This window comes from Desulfosporosinus lacus DSM 15449, assembly GCF_900129935.1.
Taxonomy (GTDB): Bacteria; Bacillota; Desulfitobacteriia; order Desulfitobacteriales; family Desulfitobacteriaceae; genus Desulfosporosinus; species Desulfosporosinus lacus.
The window spans coordinates 34,047-57,084 of sequence record NZ_FQXJ01000018.1 but is presented as its reverse complement, the minus strand read 5'-3'; the positions used below and the strand labels follow the sequence as shown (position 1 = coordinate 57,084).

The following is a 23,038-nucleotide window of genomic DNA, read 5'->3' as shown; positions in this document are numbered from 1 at the left end:
CTCCTCCGCAGTAGCAGAAGGATTTACTAACAAAAATTTTTCCTTTATTGATAGGTTAAATAAATGCGGTTCCTACCTTACAACAGAAATATGAGTTCGCAAAGATTCTTCGTCAAATTCTTTGATGTTAATACCATCAATCATAATAATTCCCGAGGAAGGCTCATAGAATCGGAGTAATGGGTTAAATATAGTCATTTTTCCAGAACCACTATTACCGACTATTGCAATTCTCCCGGCAAACTGCTACAAACTAAACAATAGAGATTCCTAGTCCAACCTTAGGGTTGGGCCTTTTATTTAAGAAAGCGCCTAGGTTTTGACAATTACACCGTGATCCCTGCTCAACCAAAACGAAATATTCAACCCGAGCAGAGATTAATTAACCGTCAAACGCCAGTCTAAGATGAGGTGTAAATAGACGAAGGAACTTTTTGATCCGCAGATCACAAAAGTTCCTTCTGGCAAGCGCCGAGCGTTCGTTACATTCAAGTAGCTCGTAATTAATACATTTAGTCATTTAGTATTTTGGTCAAATGCGACAACTATCTTGACAACCGCCGCTATGTGAAGTTGTCAAAGAACATTAATGGCTGGTCTTTCCATAATAACCAGAGTCAGTTATGGCTTTTCCGAGATACTACAGGTTATCTTTCAGAATTGATAAATGTCTGTCTTTAACAGGGGGTCTATTACCTCGCAATAGAAATTAATTCTTCAGTAACTGACTTCTTGCTGATACGTCTTGCCAATGGAAGCGCTAACATTAGACTCAAACCTATTATTCCAGCGACTATATAAAGTATCATTAGCCAATTAAAAGCGGGTTTTACTTCCAGACCGGTAACAATTGCATAAGATATAATTACTGAAGCAATAATGCCAATAAATACCCCGATGATACTATATAAAGCACTTTGTGTTAAAATAACTACAAATAACTGTCTAGGTGTAACGCCAATCGCCCTTAAAATTGCATATTCTCTCCTGTGGGCCTGGATATATGAGTTTAAAGTAGTAACGGTCCCAAAAGTACTAATCAAAACAATTATGGCGATTGCTATACTCAGTAAAGTATACCTCTGTTTTAATAATTGGGTTAACTCCTCAAGCGCCTCTTTCAGGCCTTTCCATTGAACTTCCGGATATTGTGCTTTCAGTTCATTCAATCCTTTTATTACTTCAACCTCTTTAGACTTATCTATTTCAATTATAACTTTTTCTAAAACTGTATACTTTGTTTGTAAATCTTTGTTATCCCAATCGACCAGACATATTTTGGACGATAATGTAGCAGGTAGGGCATCGACAATTGCGGCAACTTTTAGGGTTGTCCCCTCACCATTGTAACCAAACTCATTCCTAACTACTTTAATTTCATCTCCAACATTTAGATCTAACGTTTCTGCGTATTCTTTAGTTAGTATGATCATGTTACGTGTTTCGCCTTCAAGTGGCGGTAAAAAGCCAAGTCTGGATAAAGCACTTAAATCCGCAAAAATATATCCAATTCTATCAGGTACCCCCGCTTTATTGCTGTTTTTTCTAAAGGTTATTTTTCCGGTATCACCCCAACTCATGGGCAAAGCTTCTTTTACTCCGTCGATTTCATCAATTGTTTTTTTAAAATCATATTTGAGGTTAGAGGCAGTATGATAACTACTTGTTAAAATAATATCAGATACATATTCCTTATAGACATTATTGATCGAACTAGTTTTTACTGTTTCTAAAATAGTTAAACCGGTAACTGCGATAGTAACCGCCCCTGCTAATGATAATATTACCAATGTATTTTGCCTTGTTTGGTTAATTATGTTCTTTACTGCTACAAATGCTACTCTTCCGCCTATCAATTCCCACAAAGGTAGCAGGAAGATCATTAAAGGTTTTACAATGTAAGTAAAGCCAAAAAATATGCCTATGATAAAAAAAATACCTCCTGAAACCGCCGTTAAGGCTCTAATACCAGCCTCCCCGATAAAGCGGCCACTAAGAAACAAGATAATACCAATTATTGCGCTAGTTACAGAAACCCATTTATGCATACTGTTAGGTTGAAAGTCTATTTGTTCATTTTCCCGAATCGCCTGTAATGGAAGAATTTTTGCAGATTTGAGGGCCGGAAGATGCAGAAACAGTAAAATAGAGACTGCACCAATGCAGCAAATCAGCAATATTCTCCCCCAATTGAACTGAACTTCTATGTTAGATATTTTAAACAAAACCGCAAGAAAATTTGATAACAATATACTACAAGAAAATGCTAGACATAAGCCTAAAATCGTACCACAAAGTACAATAAAAATGTTTTGCGTTAGAATCAACCTAAAACTTTGGGATACCGTTCCGCCAATAGCGCGCATTATCGCCAGTTCACGCTGATACTCGTAAATAAACAGACGAAAATTAGTAATTATAAATAATACGCTGATTATCACAGCCAGAAATCCTAACCCATAACCAATGACCTCGATTTGCAGGATATTCTTTTGTACTTCCTCACTTTCTTCCAAAATATCAACCCGCAAATCCTTGTCAATTGTTTTTAAATTTAATGACATATTTTTTTGGTTAGCGTTTGGCATCGTCTTTATGAGCATTAGATTAATTTTGTTTTCTAAACCAAACCATTTTTGTAATGAATTAAGATTAAATATGGCCATATTAGGTAGAACCATTCCCTTCGGGTTAGGAATAATCCCTACTACTTTCCATACTCTGGGTTTCACACCGGGTAGATCAATTTTAACTTCTTCAAATTCCTTTGTATTAAGGTTTTCTGCTAAAGTATGGGAAATAACAACTTCATCTTGTCCTATTCTTTTATCTATTTTATATCTATCTTTTGCAAGAATGCTGTTATCCGTACCAATTGTATATATCGATTTAGCAAGCGAAGATGTTTTAGTACTTTGATCCATACCAATTTGAGGATTAATTAGTAGCATAGACGTTTTCTCAATATTATTAACCTTTTGGATTTCTTTTATTTGAGTATCGTTCAGGTAGCGCTGTGTAGCAACATTGAACCCAACCATCAAATCCGTTTCTCCGTTAGTAATTCTAACGACGTTTTTGAACGATTGTTCCATATTATCGAAAAGCATAGAAATGCTTACTATTAACCCTACTGCTAATGCGACTGCAATAACTGAAAGTGTGATTCTTATCTTATTCGCAATGATGAATTTTCTTGATAAGCCCGAAAAACTTATAATCATCAAGTATTCTCCTTTAACTACCCTGAAGGTTATTCATAATCATTAAAGTCCTCTCTATATTTGGTACATGGGCCTCCGCCTGGTATTCATTTACTATCCGGCCATCTTTGAAGAAGAATACACGATCTCCATAAGCAGCGACTTTTGGATCATGAGTTACTAATACAATAGATTGATTTAGTTTTTGTTTCATTTCTACAAGTAGTTCAAGTATTTCTATTGAGGTTTGGGAATCTAAGTTTCCCGTTGGCTCATCGGCAAGTAGGATTGACGGGGAAGTTACCAACGCCCTGGCCACTGCCACCCTTTGCTGCTGTCCGCCCGATAACTCGATGGAGCGGTGAGTGCGCCGTTCATACAAACCGACCAGTTTAAGCATATTGTGTGTATTTTCTTTAATAACTGACGCACTTTCATGTTTCAGTATTAAAGGGAGTGCAACATTCTCTTCCACCGTTAAAGCATGGAGAAGGTTATAAGACTGGAACACAAAGCCGATATTATTCCTACGATATTCGGTTGCATAAGGTTCTTTATAATAGTCTTTCACCTCTAATCCGTCAATAAATATTTCCCCCTTTGTTGGCGCATCCAGGCCTCCTAGGATATTTAACAATGTGCTTTTCCCAGACCCGCTGCTCCCCATAACAACTACAATTTCACCCTTATTAAGCTCAAAATCAACATTCCTTAAAGCAAATACTTTATTATTCCCAATGGAATATACTTTTTCGATACCTTTAATCCGCAACACAGAACAGACTGCTGTCATCTAAATCACCTCTCGCTTATATATTCCTTACGGCCCCTTAATATTTTTCAGATTATTATTTCAACCCACATTTCTAAAACTAATAACTATATAAAATTCTCATTAGGAATAAGTCCAAGTCGCTTGGCTTCAACTATTGCCTCCGCTCTAGAGCGAACGTTTAATTTCCCGAAAATTCGTGTCAAATTGTATTCAACCGTTCGTTGACTTATCAATAAAATATCTGCAATTTCCCTGTTGCCCTTGCCTCTGGCGACTTCTCTTAGAATCGCTTGCTCCCTTTCATCGATTGAAATACCTTCTATGCTTTCTTCATCCCCCGAAGCAGCAATCCGTGCATCATTACGCCTTAGCTGATGTAAAAGGGATATCGGTACAACTGCCTCACCTCGTAATGCACAGCGAATAGCGATAATAAGCTGCTCTCGGGATGCTGTCTTACTTATGAACCCGGAGACACGTGCTTCTACCAGAATATTGAAATGAGACGAAATATCGTATCCTGTATAAATCAAAATAGGCGTGTCCGGATTTATTGCGGTTACCCTCCGAGTTAATTCCAATCCATTGATTACCGGCATATTCAAGTCAAACATCAGCACATCAAAACTCTGGCTTTTCAACACCGCTAAGGCTTCCATACTAGAAGTTACAACAGTAGCTTTCATATCATTTTCTTGCTCAATCATGCTTTTTGTACCTTCACCAACTGAAGGATGATCATCGACTAATAATATTTGGATCACGTTGTCCTCTTCCCCCTTAAACACCTTGTTCGTTTACATTAGTAATCATATTAATCGGCAGCCAAATTGAAACTTCAAGCCCCTTGCCTAAACTCGAATAAAACCAGGTTTTACCTTCAAGACCTGATACTCGCTCTTTGATTCCAGATAACCCTATATGATTTAAAGAAGATTGTAAATTATGAAGATCCATTCCAATACCATTATCTCGATAGTTGAAATTGATACTATCATTACTATTGGCTAAGGTAATATTGATTTCCGTCGCCTTGGAGTGTTTAGCTGCATTAGTCAATAGTTCTTGGACAATTCGATAAAGTACCAATACATGTTCATAATCCAGATTTATACTGAAATCTTTTGCATTAAAATTCACAATATAATCATTTCGTAACTGAGCATTAGCAAATAAATTCTTTAACGCTTCAACAATTCCCGACTCTTTTAATAAAGGTGGAAGAAGTTCATTGCAGGTTTCACGAATTTGATGAGTGACATCTAACAGCCCTTCGGCCATATTTTTTAGTTGTTTCTTTAGATCTACCGGAATTCTTTCATCGACCGATATTATTTCAAGGTTACGATACCACAGCAATTGTTGTTGTAATGCTGAATCGTGTAAGTCTGAGGCTAAACGACGTCTCTCTTTCTCCGCTAAATTAAATAAAAGCCGCAATACCCAAGGATGAGGTGAGTCCTTCTGCGTAACCGCTTCCTCTAATTTCTCTATTAGCCCCTCAATTAAGTGTAGGTTTTCATAGACTATACTTGCATAAGAAGCGATTGTTCTAAGCCATACTCTTTCATCTTGGTTAAATTCAGTTCGATTTAATTTTTCCCTAATCCATACGAGATGGCTTTTGTCCTTCTCTTTACTTAGTATGAGAAGGACTCCATTTCTACCAATATCAATTAACTCACCCGCCGAAATCAATCCAGTATTGTTTTTAAACCAATCAATTATGCCTACTTCTTGAAAGCTTGGACTCCCGATCTTTATAATTAATGAATAATCCGTTAAATCAATTTCCAATAAGTAAATGGATTCGACAGATAAAACTCCAGTTATTTCCATGATTAATCGTTCTTCTAAATCGGATATTTTCATTACTTTGGCAATATCCTGAGAAAAACGATCTAAGCTTGCTTGAAAATTATATTTTTCTTTAAATAATTTCGTACGAAAACGGAAATCAAGTTCTTCTTTTACGTAAAGAAATGCAATAAGCCCTATATATGTAACCAAGACAACCTGAATTTTCTGAGCCAAAGTAAATTCCACTACAAAATAAAAAAGAAACAATACAAAGATTGCAGTGGGTACAAGGGTTAATAGAGAATAATAACGTATACGGTCAAGGATAAAATCAATATCGAACAAGCTATTTGCTGTAATCAGATATACAAATACGCCGGGCATAAATACTAAAAAAACTGCCGCTAAAGCTCCTGGTATTAGTTCAATTCCAAACAAAATATTTGGAAGACCCGCTAAGGCAACAAAAGGGAAAAACGCCAGTGTAAACCCAACTATTATTATTTTAAAAACTGGTTTGTGGATGGTATTCCTATAACGGATATAACGGGAGATTAAAATGTAAAGACATAAAAGGACACCTATTGAAAAGATCGCAAGATATAAATGTCTAATAATCAATAAATTTCCACCAAAAATCTGAACTAAGGCAAGAACAATTAGGAGGAAACCATTTATTAAATAAAATACAAAAAGGAGCTTACGACTATGCAACAAAGAAAGTCCATATCGCCTAAAATAGTTATTTATAAATTCCAAAAAAAGTACCGGTATTAATGAGAATGTAATTCGATTGATGTATAACCCTAGAGTATCCATCCTTGACGAAGCTCCAGCACTTAAATAACTTAATCCAATAGCAAGAAAAAAGAGGATCAGAATATGAACAGACATATCATTGTTTTTTTTGAAACACAAAACACAGGAAAAAATGAATAAAATAACAAAGACAAGGGTTGGTATCACGATATGATACTGAACTTGTTGCGGAGTCATATTATTTGTTACTTTATGTAAGATCATTTCTCCGTTTTTATTAATCACAAATGTCTCGGCTTGTTCTATGGCACCATATTGTAGAACTGCAAAATATTCGCTAGGTTGATTTTGATTTATCAGTGAAACAGTATCTCCAACTTTTATTCCTTGTTGTTCTGCCCATCCGAGATGGTCCACATAAGATATCTGCCATTTACCAGCTTCATTCTCTTCCACGCTCATCCCTATATATGGAATATTCAAGGTGATAAACAGCAAGTAATAGGACAACATTAAAATAGTTCCTGCTAAAATTAATAACACGAACCCTTTTTTGAAGTTTCCCATACGAGATCTCCTTCCATAAAAAGAGTCAGGAGATATCCTGACTCTTCGTGGGTCTTTTACCAATACAATAGTGGCGATACAGAAGTGCAATCTGGACTTTCAAAAACATCAAGAACTGCCTTTTGTTCCATTTCTGTTAATCCTATTAAGCTTGCTGTCCCTTCTTGTACTCTCTCTTTGACATCAGGATTTTGGATTAAATACTCAACAACATTTTGCAACATACCCTTTTCCCCCTTTACTTTTATCAAAATTCTATCATAAAATCTACCGCTTGACCCCGCCAACAGTGCTGCGGTTTTCCGCAATTATATTGCGGGGAACAGAAGGTCTAGATATATTGCACCAACTTTTCCTTCCATTCTTGCCCTATACCTATACTATCGATTAGATCAATAGCTTGTAACTGATTTAGCCTCATAATAACGCGTGCATATTCAAGAGCACCGGATTTTTCAATTAACTCTTGAATTTCTACGTTTCTTTTTACTAGTTCTCCTTTTGCCAGTTTACCACTAAAATAGTCCCTGGCAAACTGATATTGCGGTTGTTGATTCTTAAGTAAATATAGGGTAAGAAGAGTCTTTTTCCTATTGATCAGGTCATTTTTTTCATCCCACCGGCAGATATCCTTAATATCATTCTTAATTTGGGCGATTATCCCGATATGCTCCGCATATTTATTGACACTATCATAATGATTTCCGCCGGCTAAAACTGTTCCTACCAAACATGCGGCAGCCATAAGAGACCCTGATTTTCCCCTAACCATTTGGATATAATCCTCTTCAGATTCAATCGAATCCATAAGATCAGTGTGTTGACCATTAATCGCCTTTAGCACACACGTATTTAGGTAGTCGCTTGCCATTTTCTTTCTATTTCGGTCAAATGACGTTTGTTCTAACGCTTTTGTACTAAGCACTAGCAGACCCGTAGCTATGTTCATAGCTAAAGCTTGGTCAATTTTATGCCAAGGTACTGAGAAATTATCTTGATCCTGCAAGTCGTCAAATATGTCTAGAGAAAGAATCATAAGCTCAACCGAAGCTGCAGCTTGAAAGATGTCTTTCGACTGACCATCAAACATCCGGTAATGCAAAATAACAAGCTGACCAAAAGGAAAGTTACCTTTCATTTTGAATGTAACGAATTCTGACATATAGCTATTTAGTTCTTTTACCGTAAAATAATCATTTACTAATTGTAACATTGCTTGTCTGATAACGTCCCGATCCCCTTGCATAAAAATGTCTCCTCCTATTCCACGCAAAAAGAGAAAACTAAAGTACATACCTCAACTACTTCAACTTCAGGTTTACTCACATCTTTCAGAACTATCCTGAAGGTATGGCAAAATCATCGGCGGAACTGATTTATCCTTTTCACAATCTTTCAACCATTGATCACTTCTATTTACCTGAGCATTCCCTAAGGCTAAGAAAGCATTTCTCTGAAGAACTCCCTTACCACGCCATCCTGCTGCAGTTACCTTATAGTGTTTTACAAACTCACCTTTAGTTAAATTAAGAGTTTCGAGTAGACTAACCCCTCGACTGTGTGGAATCGGGGTTGTTGATAGACTGGCACTTAGATCAGTAGACAATTGTTCCTTCCCCAGCCAGTTTTGATTGTGCGGGCACACCTCTTGACAAGTATCGCAACCAAAAATTCGCAACCCAAAGAGGTGCTGCTCTTCAGGAGTAAGCACCTCTTTGCTCTGAGTTAGATAAGAAACACATTTATTAGCAGCAAACGGTTCTTTGCCCAGAATCTGGGCAGGACATGCCTGAACACATTTTTGGCAACTCCCGCATTGTCCGGGGGGTAAAGGCTCATCCGGTATAATCTCTTGATCTAAAAGAAGCAGGGCAAGGACCACAAAAGAACCCTGCCCCGGAATTATCAGTTGTTGGTTCCGGCCAATCCAGCCAATCCCTGCACGTGTCGCAAAGGCACGCTCAACTAAAGGCCCTGTATCCACCTGAAAGCGGGAGGACCCCAGCCAACTATTCTTCACCATAGTATCAACTAGCTGATTGATTTTCCGAGAGATAACCCGGTGATAGTCCTCTCCCACTGCCGAGCGCGCAATGATACCTTCTCCTTCTTGGAGCGGAACCGTTAATGGAAGCGGAAAGGCTAACACAACGACCGTCTGACAGTCTTGCCAATCTGCTTGAGGATCAATCCGCCGATTAATTTCCTTGCTCTCAAAAGGTGTCGCCAAGCCCTGATCTATTCGCGCTTGTAGGAATGGGGCCAGACTATCGATGGGTTCAGCAGTGGTAAACCCAACTGAGACAAAACCCAATTCGCTTGCCCATTTTTTTATGTTCATTTTCCACTGCGTCTGTTTAAGAATATCCATGGACTTCCTTCCCGAGTAATTTTCTCATTGCGCTCTAAGTCACTTCTGTCTCCAATACACATTTTCTCGCTTATGTTTATTGCTCAGTTCATCCAGAGCCGTTTGCGACCAATAGACGTTATAGGCTTTGTCCATGTTCAAATTCCTCAACCTTTTTTTTCAAATACTCTAGCCCTACTTCTTTACCTTAAACACGTCCGTTTTCTCGATCTTCACGGCTTTTTTGAATTTGACAAACAAGTTCCTTATTTTATTATACCATACCTTAGATTTGGGAAACCATAAATTAACAATCGCCATCTGGTTTTTACACATTCTAACACAAAAGCATAAAACCATCGCTAATACAATGGTTTTATGCTTTAAAGAAAATCCCGTATTCATCTTAAAGTAAGCCAGATAGTTTACTTTGACGCCCTAAAAAAGGCATAGGTCATTGGATCCCCTTCTTGCAGGATCTCCCCTGCCGTAACATCCCCAAGAAATAGGGTATGGGTTCCGGAATCTAACTGCCCTGTAACCGTTGCCTCCATAGTTACAAGCACATCGTCGAGCAAGAGAATTCCCGATTCTCCACGATGGACTGCTACACCCTCAAACTTATTGACATCCCGACCTGATCGGTACCCAAACCCACGGGCATAGTCATGACCCGTTTGACTTAATACTGAAACCCCAAACTTGCCACTCTTCTGAATTAACTCATGAGTATAGTTTTGTTTATTAATCCCAATAGCTACTTTTGCGGGGTCAGATGTAATTTGAAAACAGGTGTTTGCACATTGCCCGTTATCCTTACCTTCAGCGTGAGCCGTAATAATATAGAGACCATAGGAAATTCGATAAAGTGCTTGACGAATTGCAGCAGCTTTATCTGGCTGAACGGTTACCGGCTTAGGGACTGATTTTACTTCGACACTAGCTTCCTTCTCATCCGTAACTAGTTCAAAGTAACTCGCATCATACCCGCAAATCGGACAGGTTTCTGGAGGATTCTCCCCGGTATGTATATACCCGCATATCGTACAACGCCAACGTTTTTCCATTAATTAGCACCGCCCTTCATTGGAATTATTATAACTTGATAATTCATTCAGGTCAAGATATTTATAAGCTATAATCGATTATTTAATAGTAATGATGACACCCTCTTGCTTCTTGGAAGACTTGACTGTTCCAGGCTTCGGGCGAAAGCCATGACTCGAATAGGACGTACAGATAGAGCAACGCCCTAGGATGACAAGATATTAGTATTAGTGGTGCCACCTAGCGGTATAAGGAGTCTGACCAGAGCAATAAAGCTTGTATTCCTTTTCCAGAAATTGCGGATCATTTAAGACATATTTAGTATCCATCATAACTTTTTTGCGAACATGTTCTTTGAAATGACCAAACCGCTCCCCTTCAAGCCCTTTTTCACGGGCAAATTCCTCGAAGAATCCCCATTCCAGAAGACGGGCTCGCTCAGCCAAGAAAATACAGGCATTGCGGATTTCACCCTGAATCCCGTCAAGCCGGCTTAAATTCTTTTCGGCATCCTGCTTACCCCCAAGAAAGTCTGCCTTCCACAAGTCGAGTAAATTCTCCACTCTTTGCGAGTTAAAGTTCTGACCGTTCCACCCGACATCCCAGGCAAAGCGACGAGCTTTCAGATGAATTTTAGTATTTTGCATTTCTCCCTTTAATTCACTCATGAAGGTTAATGTCCCTAACATATGATGTCCTACTAAAAAGTGAAGTTCTCCTTCTCCTTTACTCCCCCCTGGAAGAACGATTGTCCAGCGAAAACGAGACAAGAATTCCTTAACTAAACGGGCACTTTCCTTTTCGTGCTGTAAAAAGTGCCGTTTCCCCTCCGGAACCATTTCAAATTGTTTCCTATGCACAGCTCGCTCTAGTTTAATGCGTTTTACGACAATGGTATCCTGGTAATTATCTAATCTTCCCCCGTGGACCTCTACTTCTCTATCGATCCATTTCTCCAAGCTTTTCCCAACCAACTTAAATTCATTGACCATATAGCCCTGAGTTGTCGATTTGATTGTTCCCCAGGCATAACATTCCCGACTGGCAGTTTCCCATTTCCCCATATCATGTAATAAGGCCGCTAAACGTAAGAGTACTCGATGGGGTGTATTTTTCACCACATGTCGGGTATGTTCCCAGGCATCTTTAGTATGATATCGATTTTGAACAAGTCCTTTTAGCCTAGCCAGCTCAGGGATATACATTTTAAAATATCCCAAATCATCGAGGAAGCCTAAAGCCTTGTCGATCTCTTCAAGAATAAGAATTTTACCTAATTCCTCTGTAACTCGTTCCACGGAAACACCTTGGATTAAGGAGATATTGTTATATGCTGCCTGCCAAGTTTCTGGCTCAATGACACAATCATAACGGACAGCTAAACGAATAAGACGCAAAATCCGAATCGCATCTTCTTGGAAACGGGCCTCTGCCCGTCCGCATGCTTCCAGTCTTCTTTCCCTCAAGGCTTTAAGGCCATTTAAGGGGTCTTTCAACTCTCCGGTTTGAATATCTTGATAAATTGCATTCAGGGTAAAATCTCTGCGCAGGGCGTCTTTTTCAACGTCTCCTGAAAACACCGATATATCTACTCGGTCTTTATCTTGAAATAGGCTAACCGTTGGCTGGTGAGCCCCGATAATGTGGGGATTATATCCCCAATCAGACAGCTTATTCTCAATCTGCTCAAAGGAAAGTGTCGTAACCACATCCACATCTTTTGAGGGAATTCCTAACTGCGCATCGCGAACTGCACCGCCTACAATATAGACAGGGCTAAGATCACTGAGTCTTCTCAAGACCTCCTGTTGAAATGGTGTTCCGATCATGAAATCCCTCCGATCATAATCCCAACTGCATTATTTAAATTCACTTACTTAAATTATAGGTATTTTCCCCATCAGAGTAATTTTCTACTCCTAAAGATAAACCTCGTCCATTAAGTAACAAAGGCGAGTCCTTGAAGGACTGCGCCAGTTAACAAAGCACTGAAATTTTCGGTCCAATCTTAATATGCCAGGAGCTTTCCGGACCATATTCTCCATCCAGATCAGATTTTATGGGGCGATCGGTTAGTATCGTAAGTTCTGTGGTCTGGAATTCTTTAATTTTTTCAGCACTTACTTTTTCTCCACGCAAAACATTTAAGAGCAGTCGGATTGTTTCAGGCCAACCTGCCGCTGGTACGATTAAAACTTCCAGTAATCCGTCAGTAAGAGAAGCTTTTGGCACAAGCTTTCTGAGTCCCCCCACCGAATGTCCATTTACAGCTAAAAACAAGACGACATCGTCTGTAAATTGTTGACCATCTTTCTCATACTCAATGCGAAAGGGTCGAAAAGAAGGAAGTGTTTCTATCCCTTTAAGAATATAAGCTAATTGTCCAAGGGTATTTTTAACACGAGTATCCACTTTTTGAGATACATCCGTTAATAGCCCCGCGCTGGCTACATTAACAAAATAGCGATCATTGACCTGGCCTGTATCCATTCTAAACACATTTCCCTTAGCAATAACCTTACACGCTTCAGGAATGCTTTTAGGTAAATGCAAGGCGTAGGCTAAATCGTTTGCGGTTCCAACCGGTAAAATCCCAAGTGCAGGACGTTGATCTTCTGGAATCTTTAATAGACCGTTGACCGCTTGATGAATACTGCCATCCCCTCCTGCAATAACAAAACGATCGACATCACTGCTACGGGACGCGATTTGTTCCATATCTTCCGGGGAACATGCTCGATGTACACACACCTCATTGCCACTTTCTTGAAAAATGCGAATGACAGTATCCAGTTGCACGGTTAGTTTTCGTCTTCCTGCGTAGGGGTTATAGACTAATCGTAATCGTTGACCCTTCATGAAATTAATAATCGACTCCTTACCCAGATTTATAGATAGAATAAGTGCCACTAATCTTCCAGATCCGGATGAGTGGCACTTATTCTGTTACTAATGCCCCCGATAGCCTTAAGATTTTAAATTTTCCGGGTTCAAATCCTCAAGTTCCGGCAAGACAAAGCGCCCATCTTTTCGAACTAACCTATCGTCAAAGTAAATCTCACCACCGCCATAATCCGGTCTCTGAATACATACTAAATCCCAGTGAATAGCAGATTTATTTCCATTATTACACTCATCATAACAGGATCCCGGGGTAAAGTGGAAGCTTCCATCAATTTTTTCATCAAAAAGAGTGTCTTTCATAGGAGTACTAATAAATGGATTGACTCCGATGGCGAACTCTCCAACATATCTTGCTCCATCGTCAGTGTTAAAAACAGACTCTATTCGTTCAGTGTCATTGGCAGTTGCTTTAATAATCTTTCCGTTTTCAAAGTCTAAAACAATGTTATTGTAAGTGAACCCTTGATAAAGTGACGGTGTATTATAACTAATCCGTCCATTCACGGAATCTTTTAGAGGAGCACTGAATATTTCCCCATCCGGAATATTAAGGTGTCCATCGCACTTTATGGCTGGCATTCCTTTAATAGAGAACTCCAAATCTGTTCCGGGACCAACAATACGCACTCGGTCTGTCTTCTCCATTAACTCTTTCAACGGATCCATTGCCTTTGACATCTTTGAGTAATCCAAATTACACACCTTAAAGTAAAAGTCCTCAAAGCCTTCAATGCTCGAATCTGCCAGCTGAGCCATTGCAGCATTTGGATACCTCAACACACACCACCGTGTATGCGGCACTCTTTGCTCTGTATGTACGGGTTTTTGGTAGTTAGACGAATAAGTTTTCATGCATTCACTGGGAAGGTCAGCCCATTCATTGACGTTATCTCCCCCCCTGATTCCGATATAAGCTTGCATTTCCTTCATGCGCGCCAAATCCCAACGAGTCATTGCTTGGGCCTGTTCCAAAGAGAATTCTTTTAATAGTTCACGTAGTAGGGTATGATTAATAATAGACACAAACGGCACTCCACCTGCCTTATAAGCATAACGCACCAAGGCTTGGGCGAGGGGAATATCCGGACCAATTACTTCTATGAGGATTTTTTCACCTGGCTGAAGTCCAATTGAGTATGTTATTAAGGAATCCGCAAGTTCTTCTATACGGGGATCTTTCACTTTAGGTCCTCCTTACAAGCGCTTTAATAGACTTTTATCAATTCCGAGACTCCCACTTCTTTAAGTGGGTGTTCCGATTTCTACTTCGGTGGGGGTAGAATCCCCTACCGAAGCCCCGATGTTCAGCTTTAGCTGAACGAGTTCACTATTCTGCACCCTGCTTAATTTTCCTTTTGATCATATTAAGAGTATGTTCACTCAAAAAAGGTTTTACTCCTTGAATTCAATGAATTGCAAAAATCGCTAGGAGGAAATATGAATACACCACCTACTCTTTGGGAATATCGTCTCCAACCAGAAGACTCTGGTCATAAATATCTGTCCATTCTGCTCCACAAATTTCACTTTTCGGTCAAATTACTCCAGCGCTTGAAACAAGGAGAACGGGTTTGGGTTAATGGAAATTTTTCCTATTTAACCGCACGAGGGAAAGAAGGAGATATGTTATCCCTGCAGCTTTTTTCCGAGGAAGAAGCCAGCATTCCTGGTGAAGACTTGCCCCTGGATATTCTTTATGAAGATGACTACCTGTTAGCAGTTAATAAACCTGTGGGTCAGGTGGTGCATCCAAACCGACGTTATCCCACCAACACCTTAGGTAATGCTGTCATCGGCCATTGGGAGCGCAAGGGGGAAAATCGCCTGTATCGTCCAATCCACAGGATAGATCGAAACACCTCAGGCGTCGTGGTCATTGCTAAAAATCAATTCGCCCATCAACAATTGGCTTGGCAACTGGAGCGAGGTCATATTCACAAACGATACCATGGGTTTGTCGAGGGAGTTGTCCAGGAAAATCAAGGAGCTATCGACGATTCCATCGGTTTTGCCCCGAATAGCTTTATCAAACGCCAGATCAATCCCGATGGTATGTCGGCTCGTACACTTTTCCGTGTCCTCCATCGCTATACTAGCGCTACTTTTCTTGAATTCATCTTAGAAACCGGACGTACCCATCAAATCCGTGTCCATTGTGAAGGTTTTGGGCATCCATTAATCGGGGATGACCTGTACGGTGGAACAAAGACTTTTTTTGACCGTCATGCTTTACACTCTTCAATGTACGCCTTTCTGCACCCTGCGACTGGCCTTCCCCTCGTAATTCGCGCTCCCTTTCCTAAGGATCTTCGCGGGTTGATAATTAAGTTGCGAGATTTAGAAATCTAATGAATAATTTCATGAACTCTCCCAATTTGCCCATCAACAAGTCTGACTTTAATTCCTCTTGTGTGAATCTGGGATTTTGTCAATATATCTTTGACGACTCCTCGGGTCAGCTTCCCTGTTCTTTGATCTGTTTTTAAAATGATATCAACAGTTGCTCCCGCATAAATATCTTTTCTGCTTTGCCCGTTCATATGATACTCCTTTACGTTATTGAACGATATATTCAAGAATTGAAGGCGACCTATAACTGAACTGTCATATTTATCTAATTCCTTAATTATATACTATAATTGCTTAATACCCTACTGATATCTGCATTAAGAGCTTCTACCCTAAAGTAAACCTTTAATGGGCAGAAGCTCAATGCTTTATATAAGATGAATTTTATGGTTGTTTCTTCAACAGATCCCTAATCTCTGTAAGAAGCTGAACTTCCGCACTAGGGGTTGATGGAGCAACCGCCTCTTCTTTAATCTTTTTCCTTTTTAAAGAATTCATCAGTTTAATAATAAAGAAAATCGCACCGGCAACAATGATAAAGTCAAAGGTTGCTTGAATAAAGTTGCCAATATTTAAGGTAACATCATCTTTAAGCCCTATTTTTAGTTCCGTAAATTTTATGCCTCCTATTATAAGCCCAATCGGAGGCATGATAATATCTGCAACAAGAGACGATACAATTTTTCCGAAAGCACCCCCGATAATGATCCCTACCGCCAGATCTACCACATTGCCCCTAGTAGCAAACTCCTTAAATTCCTTAATAAAGCTCATAAAACCACTCCTTCTTATAGTCCACGTTCTCGTACTTGGAACTCTGAACTTTACTGATAATCAAATTTTAAGCCTGACTTGTTTTTAATAATTTGGGGAAACTAACTATAACTTCACAAAAAGGAGGCTGTTTAGAATGGGTTTTTTTTCAAAGGTGCTATGGCAAATGACTAAAGTTAGAAATTGGTTTATGTTGAGGTTTATAATTATCCGCAAACGATGGAAAGTTTAAACCTTTCTTGTCCTTTGCTCGGTCAAAACTAAGGGACTATTCTTTGTAATAGCAATAGTATGTTCATATTGAGCTGAAAGACTGCCATCAGTTGTTCTGGCCGTCCACTTATTAGGATCAATCTTAAGATGATACGAACCTATGTTGATCATGGGTTCAATGGTAAAGACCATACCTTCGCGAAGTCGCTCCCCTCTGTGCGGTCTCCCATAATGGGGAACCTGCAAATCTTCGTGCATGATTTGTCCAATACCATGACCCATAAAGTCGCGCACTACGGAAAATCCTTGCCCTTCGGCATGAGTTTGTATGGCATGGGAAATATCACCGATTCTATTACCAATGATTGCGGCTTCTATGCCAAGGTAGAGGCATTCCTTAGTAACCTTAATCAGCCTTTCAGCTTCCTTGGATATTTGACCTACAGGATAAGTCCAAGCCGAATCTGCTAGCCACCCCTGAAGATTTACAACCATATCAATTTTTACAATATCCCCGTCTTTCAGAGAATCTTTAGTCGGAAATCCATGACATATTTCATCGTTAACCGAAGCACAAGTAGCAAAAGGATACCCTTTGTATCCTTTTTGCTCGGGAGTCGCCCCATGTGACCGGATAAACTCTTCAGCAAACTGATCAATTTCCAAGGTTGTTATTCCCGGACGAATTAAGTTTCGAATCTCTCGGTGGCAGGCTGTTAAGATCTTTCCGGCTTCCTCCATATATCCAATTTCTTTAGCAGTTTTCATAATTACCACTTTTTATTTCCTCCCCGAATCAAGTCTTTAAAAACATTCTCTATCCTTAGTTAAGAGTGCTTTACAATATTATAATTACTTCCTATCGATTATTGTTATCCAAATACTGATTATAATACTTTATCGAGAAAAGTCCACAATCCATGAACAGGATTGTGGACTTTTCATTGCAGTTTAACGTTTAACCTTTATTGGAACCCCCTTGAAAGACTCTCATCACCAGTTTTAGCAGTTCACTAAAAATAACAATGCTAAATGTGAAACCAATGATTTTGAACCATATGGTCAGGTCAAGGGGAACTGTTTTAAACACGTTTCCACCGTACTGAGTTACCAGGACCTGAACGAGGAAGGTTAAGAACACAACCCCTACCATCATTTTGTTTTTAAGAAGATTAGGGAAAATGCTCCTAACTCCGAATTCCCGGCTGTTAAAGGCATTCCATAGCTGGAACAATACAAAGGAAGTAAATACGATCGTTGATTGTTGTGCTGCTGTACCGCCGAGTAGTTGCGTGTCCATGAGTATTATCAAGGCTGCTACAATAAATAACCCGTTTGAAACGATTTTCAGCAACATATCCTTAGTAACAATCGATGCATTTCTCTTAATTGGCTGTTTTTCAAGTAAATGCTCTCTTGGCGGTTCTAATCCTAAGGTTAAGGCCGGAGGACCATCCATGATAATGTTTACCCATAATAATTGTAAGGTTGTAAAGGGCATTGCATATCCCAGGACTTCTGCTAAGATCACCGTTACAAATGCGACAACATTAACTGTAAGCTGGAACTGAATAAAACGTTGGAAGTTTTCGTAAATTCCACGCCCCCACTTAATAGCCTTAACTATTGTGGAGAAAGAATCGTCTAACAAAACGATATCCGAAGCTTCCTTAGATACTTCCGTTCCTGCAATTCCCATTGCAACTCCAACATCAGCCGCTTTTAAGGCAGGTGCGTCATTGATACCATCACCAGTTACGACCACCGAAGCATTGAGCTCCTGTAAGAGCTTGACAACTCTCATTTTAGCTGTTGGATTTGACCGGGCAATTACCACAATGTTGGGAAGTTTGCTCTTCAATTCTTGATCACTCATGGCGTCAATATCGGTAACCTCTAATACCAATGAGTCATTCTTGACGATTCCTAATTGAGTAGCAATTGCTCTCGCCGTATTAATGTTATCTCCCGTCAAAATTTTGACCGTTATGCCGGCTTGACGACAATGACTAATCGCTTCTTTGACATCTGAACGCAAGGGATCTTCAATTCCCACAAAGCCTGTAAAGATTAGATCCTTTTCAACATTATAGATGTCTTCCCATTGTGGTTCTTGACTAAAATCATTGAAAGCAAAACCTAAAACTCTTCTTGCATTATCCTGAAGCTTCTTTATCTTAGCTTCAATTTCATTGATATGCTCTTGAGTCATTGGGATAACATCACCATTGTAAAGAATCCTATTACAAATGCTTAACACCTTTTCAGGTGACCCCTTCGTATAGAGTCTGTAGCCTTTTTCCATTTGATAAGCTGTCGACATCATCTTTCTGGCAGAAGTAAAATTGTATTCACTAACGGGCTCACTATGCTCTTTGCGATAATGGAGATAGTTGATATTATTCTTATCTGCACAGACAAGCAGGGAACATTCCGTAGGATTTCCCAAAAATTCATATTTTCCATCTTTATTCGAAATATCCGCAGTCGAGTTCAGACAGAAATTCTGAAGCATTTCATCATTGCCCAGCTGATCAACCGGAACATCTTTACCGTCGGCCCATACTTCAACCACCGTCATCTTATTTTCCGTCAATGTCCCAGTCTTATCTGAACAGATGACATTTACAGAACCAATTGTCTCGCAGGCAATAAGCTTCCGAACCAGGGCGTTATTCTTAGCCATCTTTTGCATATTGAAGGCCAGGGTAATAGCAACCATGGTTGGCAACCCTTCAGGGACTGCCGCAACGATTAGGGCTACAGACGTTACAAATGCATCTTTGATGCCCGGCAAAGCAGTTCCTAGATTATCAAACACCAGGATCCCCTGGCTATACATCTTGAAGACTTCGAAAAGAAAGATTCCAGCTGCCACAATCGACCCAATAATAGATATTCTCTTTCCGAGATCTGCTAGTTTTTGTTGAAGTGGGGTTTCGGAATTTAATTCTCCCTTTAATTCGTCCGCAATCTTACCCATCTCGGTCCCATCGCCAATGGATATTACGATGGCAATGGCCCTTCCCTCAATAACCATAGTACCTGAATATAACATATTTTTGCGTTCTGCAAGGGGGCAATTCTCTCGTTCGATTTTCAAAGAATTCTTGGAAGACGCTTCGGCTTCACCTGTAAGCATAGATTCGTCAATTCCAAGACTTGATGCATGAATTATTCGAGCATCAGCAGGAACTTTATCCCCCGTTTCCAGATGGATAATATCTCCAATCGTAAGGTCGCTTTGTGAAAGCAACACAATTTCTCCATCTCGAACTACTTTCACATGAACATCTTCACTTAACTTCGACAGAGCTTCAAAGGCTTTATCTGATTTACCTTCTTGAATGATGGAGATTGATGTTGCGATTAGGACGGCAACAAAAATTCCTAAACCATCCGCAATATGACCCATGGCTAAGGATATTAACCCGGAGATTAAAAGAATAAGAATAAGAGGTTCTTTCAAACTATCAATTATTTTTACAAAGATACTTTCCTTCTCTTTTGGAGTAAAAATATTTTTTCCGTAACGTTGGATTCTCGTCTCAGCTTCAACTGCTGAGAGTCCTGTCTCTTCATTACTCTTTAATTCAGAGATGACTTCTACGACTTCCTTTTGAAAAAAGTCCACAACATAATCCTCCTTGTTTTTTATTTTGGCACCTTATAATTCACCTATAGTATTTACGAAATAACCACTCCTTACTTTTTGTTCTTGCAACTTGTTTCAAGTAACAAAAAAGACTTTTAACACAGCCATAATGGCCATGCTAAAAGTCTCGTTACCTCAAACGGTTTACAAAAACAGGTAAGTCACCTTACCGGGTATGTTGCTTTTGTAATTCAACTACTCCCTCTTAACAAGGATAAGTGTACCTCAAATATTTTGGCTTGTCAAATATGATAGGATATTCATTTGTCTAATCTGATAGATTCTAAGTGTAGCTCAAGTTAACTCTTTAATGCTTTTCACTAAAGCCCCTAAGAGACGATGAAAACCTTGAGGATTTTGGGCAGGTACTCTATATTGTTTGTTAATCTCTAACTGCACAGCTGGAATTCCCAGTTCTCGCGCTGCATAATTAGCGACAGTGTTGGGTCCGGAAGCCGGAAAGTGATCGTGAGAAATTTGAGATAATCCAAAGTCCTGAAAGTTTCGTTCTAAAATCTCCACTATCCTCGCCTTACCCAAGAGGTTTTTTCCGCTATTTGTACCAAAGTCCACATCAAATAGCCTTTCACGGGCTGCACCATGGATATCTAGCACGAGCTTTACTTTCTTAATGTCACAAAAATTAGAGATTTTCTCTTTATAGATACAAGGATCATCAACGTTAGGATCCCCTCCATAAAGCTTCGTTGTTGCTATTGCATGACATCCGGTAAGCTTATTTAGAAGGTATACGATGGAGCCTGTAAATTGATCTGACATTTTAATCTTCTTTTGCCTGTAATGTCTAACCGCATGCGGTGCAGATACCAAAATAGGCAGTTCCCCAACTGACAACCAAAAGGGCTCCTCTTGCTTAGGATTAACTCGTTTGTCTGTTTTATAAAAATAAACTCTCTCTACGTTTACAGCTTCATCATTTAGGCGCGCACGGCTAAACTCTTTTAGGACTTCTTCATGTTTATCCATAATCGATACCCCCGGTTCTTATTCCTCAGATAATCAGTCCGCGCCATGGTTTCTGTCTTCTGACAGGTTCCTTACGAAATATTAATCGGCTTTTTCATTTTTCTTATAGCCTGTAACCGTTAATTGCGCTATTAAGTCCCTTTGTTCATTAAATACATCAACTCTATAATTAGCAATTTTATGAGAACCCGATACTTCTCTGGCCTCCGCTGTTAATGATCCCCCTTTGAGAGCTTTGAAATAGGATATATTGGCATTGATTGCGACTGTTATTTGCCCATAAGCATTAGATGCGGCGGCAAAAGCAAAGTCCGCCAAGGTGAAAATCGCTCCCCCTTGAACGATATCAACTCCATTTAAATGCTTCTCAGTGATATCCATTTTAGCCACAGCGTATCCAGGCTGAACTTCAAGCAGATCTATGCCAACAAAAGTTGCAAACCTGTCATTTTCCATAAGTTTTGTCAGTTTATTATTCATGACCATCTCTCCTCTAACCTTCTACAATCTTTAGTTCAAACTTGCCAGTATTTTAAGTTGTCTTTCTATGCGACATAGCCATAATTTTTACTTTTTTTGAAGAAAATAATTCTTTGTTTTGAAACACGACTATCGAATATCAAAATGAGTTCATCTACCAGTATAGATTCTTTTTACAGTTACAGCAACGTATCTTCGACGTATATTGTCACTGTGAATAGGACCTTGAGCCTAGACTCTTAGGGCTTTATGTCTATACTATTTACGTCTCGTCAATGATACTATGTACTAAGATTTGATGAATTACGGAGGGATCCTTTTGCTGTGGCACAAAATTAATACAAAGAAACAAAATCTCATCATTATCGGTGGAACGATTATTTTATCTATTATCATCGTTGGAATTACAAACTTTATCGTCCACTTTGAATAATATAAAAAGGGTCTATAAGTATAAAGCAACCCCCTTAAGAAGAAGGCTCAGAGCGCCATTTTTCTTAGGGGGGTTTTGTAATGTCAGTTTTCAATTGGGTCAAGGCCGAAGGATTGTGTAAAAATTAATAAGTCTCTTCAAAAACTTCGAAATGCGCCTGGGGATGGATACAAGCGGGACATTCATCCGGTGCACTGGTTCCTTCATGAACATAACCACAGTTTCCACACTTCCAAAGTTTGGTTTCTTCCTTTTTAAATACCTTACCATTCTTTATATTTTCAGCAAGTTTATTATATCTTTTTTCATGCCATTTTTCAGCAGCGGCAATCATCTTGAATGCGGCTGCAATTTCGGGAAAGCCTTCGTCTTCAGCAACCTTGGCGAATGCAGGGTATAATTCACTCCATTCCTCATTCTCTCCACCAGCTGCGGCAACTAAATTATCAAGAGTCGTACCCTGGGCAACAGGAAAGGAAGCACTGATTTCTATTACCGCCGGAAGCTCGCGCTCTAGACCCGCCAGTAAAAATTTATAGAATCTTTTGGCATGCTCTTTTTCATTATCAGCCGTCTCAATAAAGATATTTTTAATTTGCTTATAACCTTCTTTGTCAGCTACTGATGCATAATAAGTATAACGGTTGCGTGCTTGAGATTCTCCGGCAAACGCCTTTAATAGATTTTCTGCTGTTTTTGTCCCTTTTAAATTACTCATTCTTAAAACTCCTTCGTGTTACTT

20 protein-coding genes are annotated in these 23,038 nt (G+C 39.4%); 1 reads left to right on the top strand and 19 read right to left on the bottom strand.

What is annotated here, in order from left to right:
- Positions 1-72: 72 nt before the first annotated feature.
- The 12 genes from BUB11_RS28460 to BUB11_RS20175 form a co-directional block, all read right to left on the bottom strand.
- The gene (locus tag BUB11_RS28460; protein WP_242947621.1) at positions 73-198 is read right to left on the bottom strand and encodes a hypothetical protein; all 126 of its coding nucleotides are present in this window, start codon (positions 196-198) and stop codon (positions 73-75) included.
- Positions 199-692: 494 nt separating this feature from the next.
- Positions 693-3,224 (bottom strand): ABC transporter permease, encoded by a 2,532-nt coding sequence (locus tag BUB11_RS20230; RefSeq protein ID WP_073031737.1) that lies wholly within the window; start codon positions 3,222-3,224, stop codon positions 693-695.
- Positions 3,225-3,237: 13 nt separating this feature from the next.
- Complete coding sequence (locus BUB11_RS20225) at positions 3,238-3,996, bottom strand: ABC transporter ATP-binding protein (RefSeq protein ID WP_073031736.1); 759 nt, start codon at positions 3,994-3,996, stop codon at positions 3,238-3,240.
- Positions 3,997-4,082: 86 nt separating this feature from the next.
- On the bottom strand, positions 4,083-4,742 hold the full coding sequence (locus BUB11_RS20220) for a response regulator transcription factor (protein ID WP_073031734.1): 660 nt from the start codon (positions 4,740-4,742) through the stop codon (positions 4,083-4,085).
- A 16-nt stretch (positions 4,743-4,758) separates the two neighbouring features.
- Complete coding sequence (locus BUB11_RS20215; RefSeq protein WP_073031733.1) at positions 4,759-7,104, bottom strand: sensor histidine kinase; 2,346 nt, start codon at positions 7,102-7,104, stop codon at positions 4,759-4,761.
- Positions 7,105-7,160: 56 nt separating this feature from the next.
- Positions 7,161-7,328 (bottom strand): competence pheromone ComX, encoded by a 168-nt coding sequence (comX, locus tag BUB11_RS20210; protein ID WP_073031731.1) that lies wholly within the window; start codon positions 7,326-7,328, stop codon positions 7,161-7,163.
- A gap of 107 nt (positions 7,329-7,435) precedes the next feature.
- On the bottom strand, positions 7,436-8,350 hold the full coding sequence (locus BUB11_RS20205) for a polyprenyl synthetase family protein (protein WP_073031729.1): 915 nt from the start codon (positions 8,348-8,350) through the stop codon (positions 7,436-7,438).
- A gap of 72 nt (positions 8,351-8,422) precedes the next feature.
- A complete protein-coding gene (gene queG / locus BUB11_RS20200; protein ID WP_073031727.1) occupies positions 8,423-9,475 on the bottom strand; it encodes a tRNA epoxyqueuosine(34) reductase QueG in 1,053 nt (350 codons plus the stop codon).
- Between the two features lie 404 nt (positions 9,476-9,879).
- Positions 9,880-10,521: a flavin reductase gene (locus tag BUB11_RS20190; RefSeq protein ID WP_073031723.1), complete on the bottom strand. Its 642-nt coding sequence runs from the start codon at positions 10,519-10,521 to the stop codon at positions 9,880-9,882.
- A gap of 207 nt (positions 10,522-10,728) precedes the next feature.
- Positions 10,729-12,330 carry a tRNA nucleotidyltransferase/poly(A) polymerase-related protein gene (locus tag BUB11_RS20185; RefSeq protein WP_073031721.1) on the bottom strand — a complete coding sequence of 534 codons (1,602 nt, stop codon included), beginning with the start codon at positions 12,328-12,330 and terminating at the stop codon, positions 10,729-10,731.
- A 148-nt stretch (positions 12,331-12,478) separates the two neighbouring features.
- Positions 12,479-13,360, bottom strand: coding sequence for a diacylglycerol/lipid kinase family protein (locus tag BUB11_RS20180; protein ID WP_073031720.1), 882 nt, complete (start codon positions 13,358-13,360; stop codon positions 12,479-12,481).
- Positions 13,361-13,468: 108 nt separating this feature from the next.
- Positions 13,469-14,587 (bottom strand): aminopeptidase, encoded by a 1,119-nt coding sequence (locus BUB11_RS20175; protein WP_073031719.1) that lies wholly within the window; start codon positions 14,585-14,587, stop codon positions 13,469-13,471.
- Positions 14,588-14,842: 255 nt separating this feature from the next.
- Here BUB11_RS20175 and BUB11_RS20170 point away from each other — a divergent pair, with 255 nt between their 5' ends.
- The gene (locus BUB11_RS20170; protein WP_073031718.1) at positions 14,843-15,754 is read left to right on the top strand and encodes an RluA family pseudouridine synthase; all 912 of its coding nucleotides are present in this window, start codon (positions 14,843-14,845) and stop codon (positions 15,752-15,754) included.
- Here the strand turns inward: BUB11_RS20170 and BUB11_RS20165 are convergent.
- The 7 genes from BUB11_RS20165 to rbr form a co-directional block, all read right to left on the bottom strand.
- Positions 15,751-15,945 (bottom strand): YwbE family protein, encoded by a 195-nt coding sequence (locus BUB11_RS20165; protein ID WP_073031717.1) that lies wholly within the window; start codon positions 15,943-15,945, stop codon positions 15,751-15,753. The two genes, BUB11_RS20170 and BUB11_RS20165, sit on opposite strands and share 4 nt — an antisense overlap.
- Before the next feature lie 193 nt (positions 15,946-16,138).
- Positions 16,139-16,528 (bottom strand): large-conductance mechanosensitive channel protein MscL, encoded by a 390-nt coding sequence (gene mscL, locus BUB11_RS20160; protein ID WP_073031716.1) that lies wholly within the window; start codon positions 16,526-16,528, stop codon positions 16,139-16,141.
- Positions 16,529-16,756: 228 nt separating this feature from the next.
- Entirely contained in the window at positions 16,757-17,518 is a 762-nt protein-coding gene (gene map, locus BUB11_RS20155) for a type I methionyl aminopeptidase (RefSeq protein ID WP_073031715.1), read from the bottom strand.
- Positions 17,519-17,699: 181 nt separating this feature from the next.
- Complete coding sequence (locus tag BUB11_RS20150) at positions 17,700-20,375, bottom strand: calcium-translocating P-type ATPase, PMCA-type (RefSeq protein ID WP_073031714.1); 2,676 nt, start codon at positions 20,373-20,375, stop codon at positions 17,700-17,702.
- A 315-nt stretch (positions 20,376-20,690) separates the two neighbouring features.
- Positions 20,691-21,383: an N-formylglutamate amidohydrolase gene (locus BUB11_RS20145; protein ID WP_073031713.1), complete on the bottom strand. Its 693-nt coding sequence runs from the start codon at positions 21,381-21,383 to the stop codon at positions 20,691-20,693.
- Between the two features lie 81 nt (positions 21,384-21,464).
- Positions 21,465-21,863 carry a PaaI family thioesterase gene (locus tag BUB11_RS20140; protein ID WP_073031712.1) on the bottom strand — a complete coding sequence of 133 codons (399 nt, stop codon included), beginning with the start codon at positions 21,861-21,863 and terminating at the stop codon, positions 21,465-21,467.
- A 557-nt stretch (positions 21,864-22,420) separates the two neighbouring features.
- A complete protein-coding gene (gene rbr / locus BUB11_RS20135) occupies positions 22,421-23,014 on the bottom strand; it encodes a rubrerythrin (protein ID WP_073031711.1) in 594 nt (197 codons plus the stop codon).
- Positions 23,015-23,038: the final 24 nt, after the last annotated feature.

Bases quoted from the DNA above. Each gene is read 5' to 3' on its own strand.
- queG (WP_073031727.1), bottom strand. From the start codon at position 9,475: ATGGATATTCTTAAACAGACGCAGTGGAAAATGAACATAAAAAAATGG.
- BUB11_RS28460 (WP_242947621.1), bottom strand. From the start codon at position 198: ATGACTATATTTAACCCATTACTCCGATTCTATGAGCCTTCCTCGGGA.
- BUB11_RS20165 (WP_073031717.1), bottom strand. From the start codon at position 15,945: ATGAACGGGCAAAGCAGAAAAGATATTTATGCGGGAGCAACTGTTGAT.
- BUB11_RS20170 (WP_073031718.1), top strand. From the start codon at position 14,843: ATGAATACACCACCTACTCTTTGGGAATATCGTCTCCAACCAGAAGAC.
- BUB11_RS20190 (WP_073031723.1), bottom strand. From the start codon at position 10,521: ATGGAAAAACGTTGGCGTTGTACGATATGCGGGTATATACATACCGGG.
- BUB11_RS20185 (WP_073031721.1), bottom strand. From the start codon at position 12,330: ATGATCGGAACACCATTTCAACAGGAGGTCTTGAGAAGACTCAGTGAT.
- BUB11_RS20180 (WP_073031720.1), bottom strand. From the start codon at position 13,360: ATGAAGGGTCAACGATTACGATTAGTCTATAACCCCTACGCAGGAAGA.
- mscL (WP_073031716.1), bottom strand. From the start codon at position 16,528: ATGAGCTTTATTAAGGAATTTAAGGAGTTTGCTACTAGGGGCAATGTG.
- BUB11_RS20205 (WP_073031729.1), bottom strand. From the start codon at position 8,350: ATGCAAGGGGATCGGGACGTTATCAGACAAGCAATGTTACAATTAGTA.
- BUB11_RS20225 (WP_073031736.1), bottom strand. From the start codon at position 3,996: ATGACAGCAGTCTGTTCTGTGTTGCGGATTAAAGGTATCGAAAAAGTA.
- comX (WP_073031731.1), bottom strand. From the start codon at position 7,328: ATGTTGCAAAATGTTGTTGAGTATTTAATCCAAAATCCTGATGTCAAA.
- BUB11_RS20145 (WP_073031713.1), bottom strand. From the start codon at position 21,383: ATGGATAAACATGAAGAAGTCCTAAAAGAGTTTAGCCGTGCGCGCCTA.
- rbr (WP_073031711.1), bottom strand. From the start codon at position 23,014: ATGAGTAATTTAAAAGGGACAAAAACAGCAGAAAATCTATTAAAGGCG.
- BUB11_RS20230 (WP_073031737.1), bottom strand. From the start codon at position 3,224: ATGATTATAAGTTTTTCGGGCTTATCAAGAAAATTCATCATTGCGAAT.
- BUB11_RS20140 (WP_073031712.1), bottom strand. From the start codon at position 21,863: ATGAATAATAAACTGACAAAACTTATGGAAAATGACAGGTTTGCAACT.
- BUB11_RS20215 (WP_073031733.1), bottom strand. From the start codon at position 7,104: ATGGGAAACTTCAAAAAAGGGTTCGTGTTATTAATTTTAGCAGGAACT.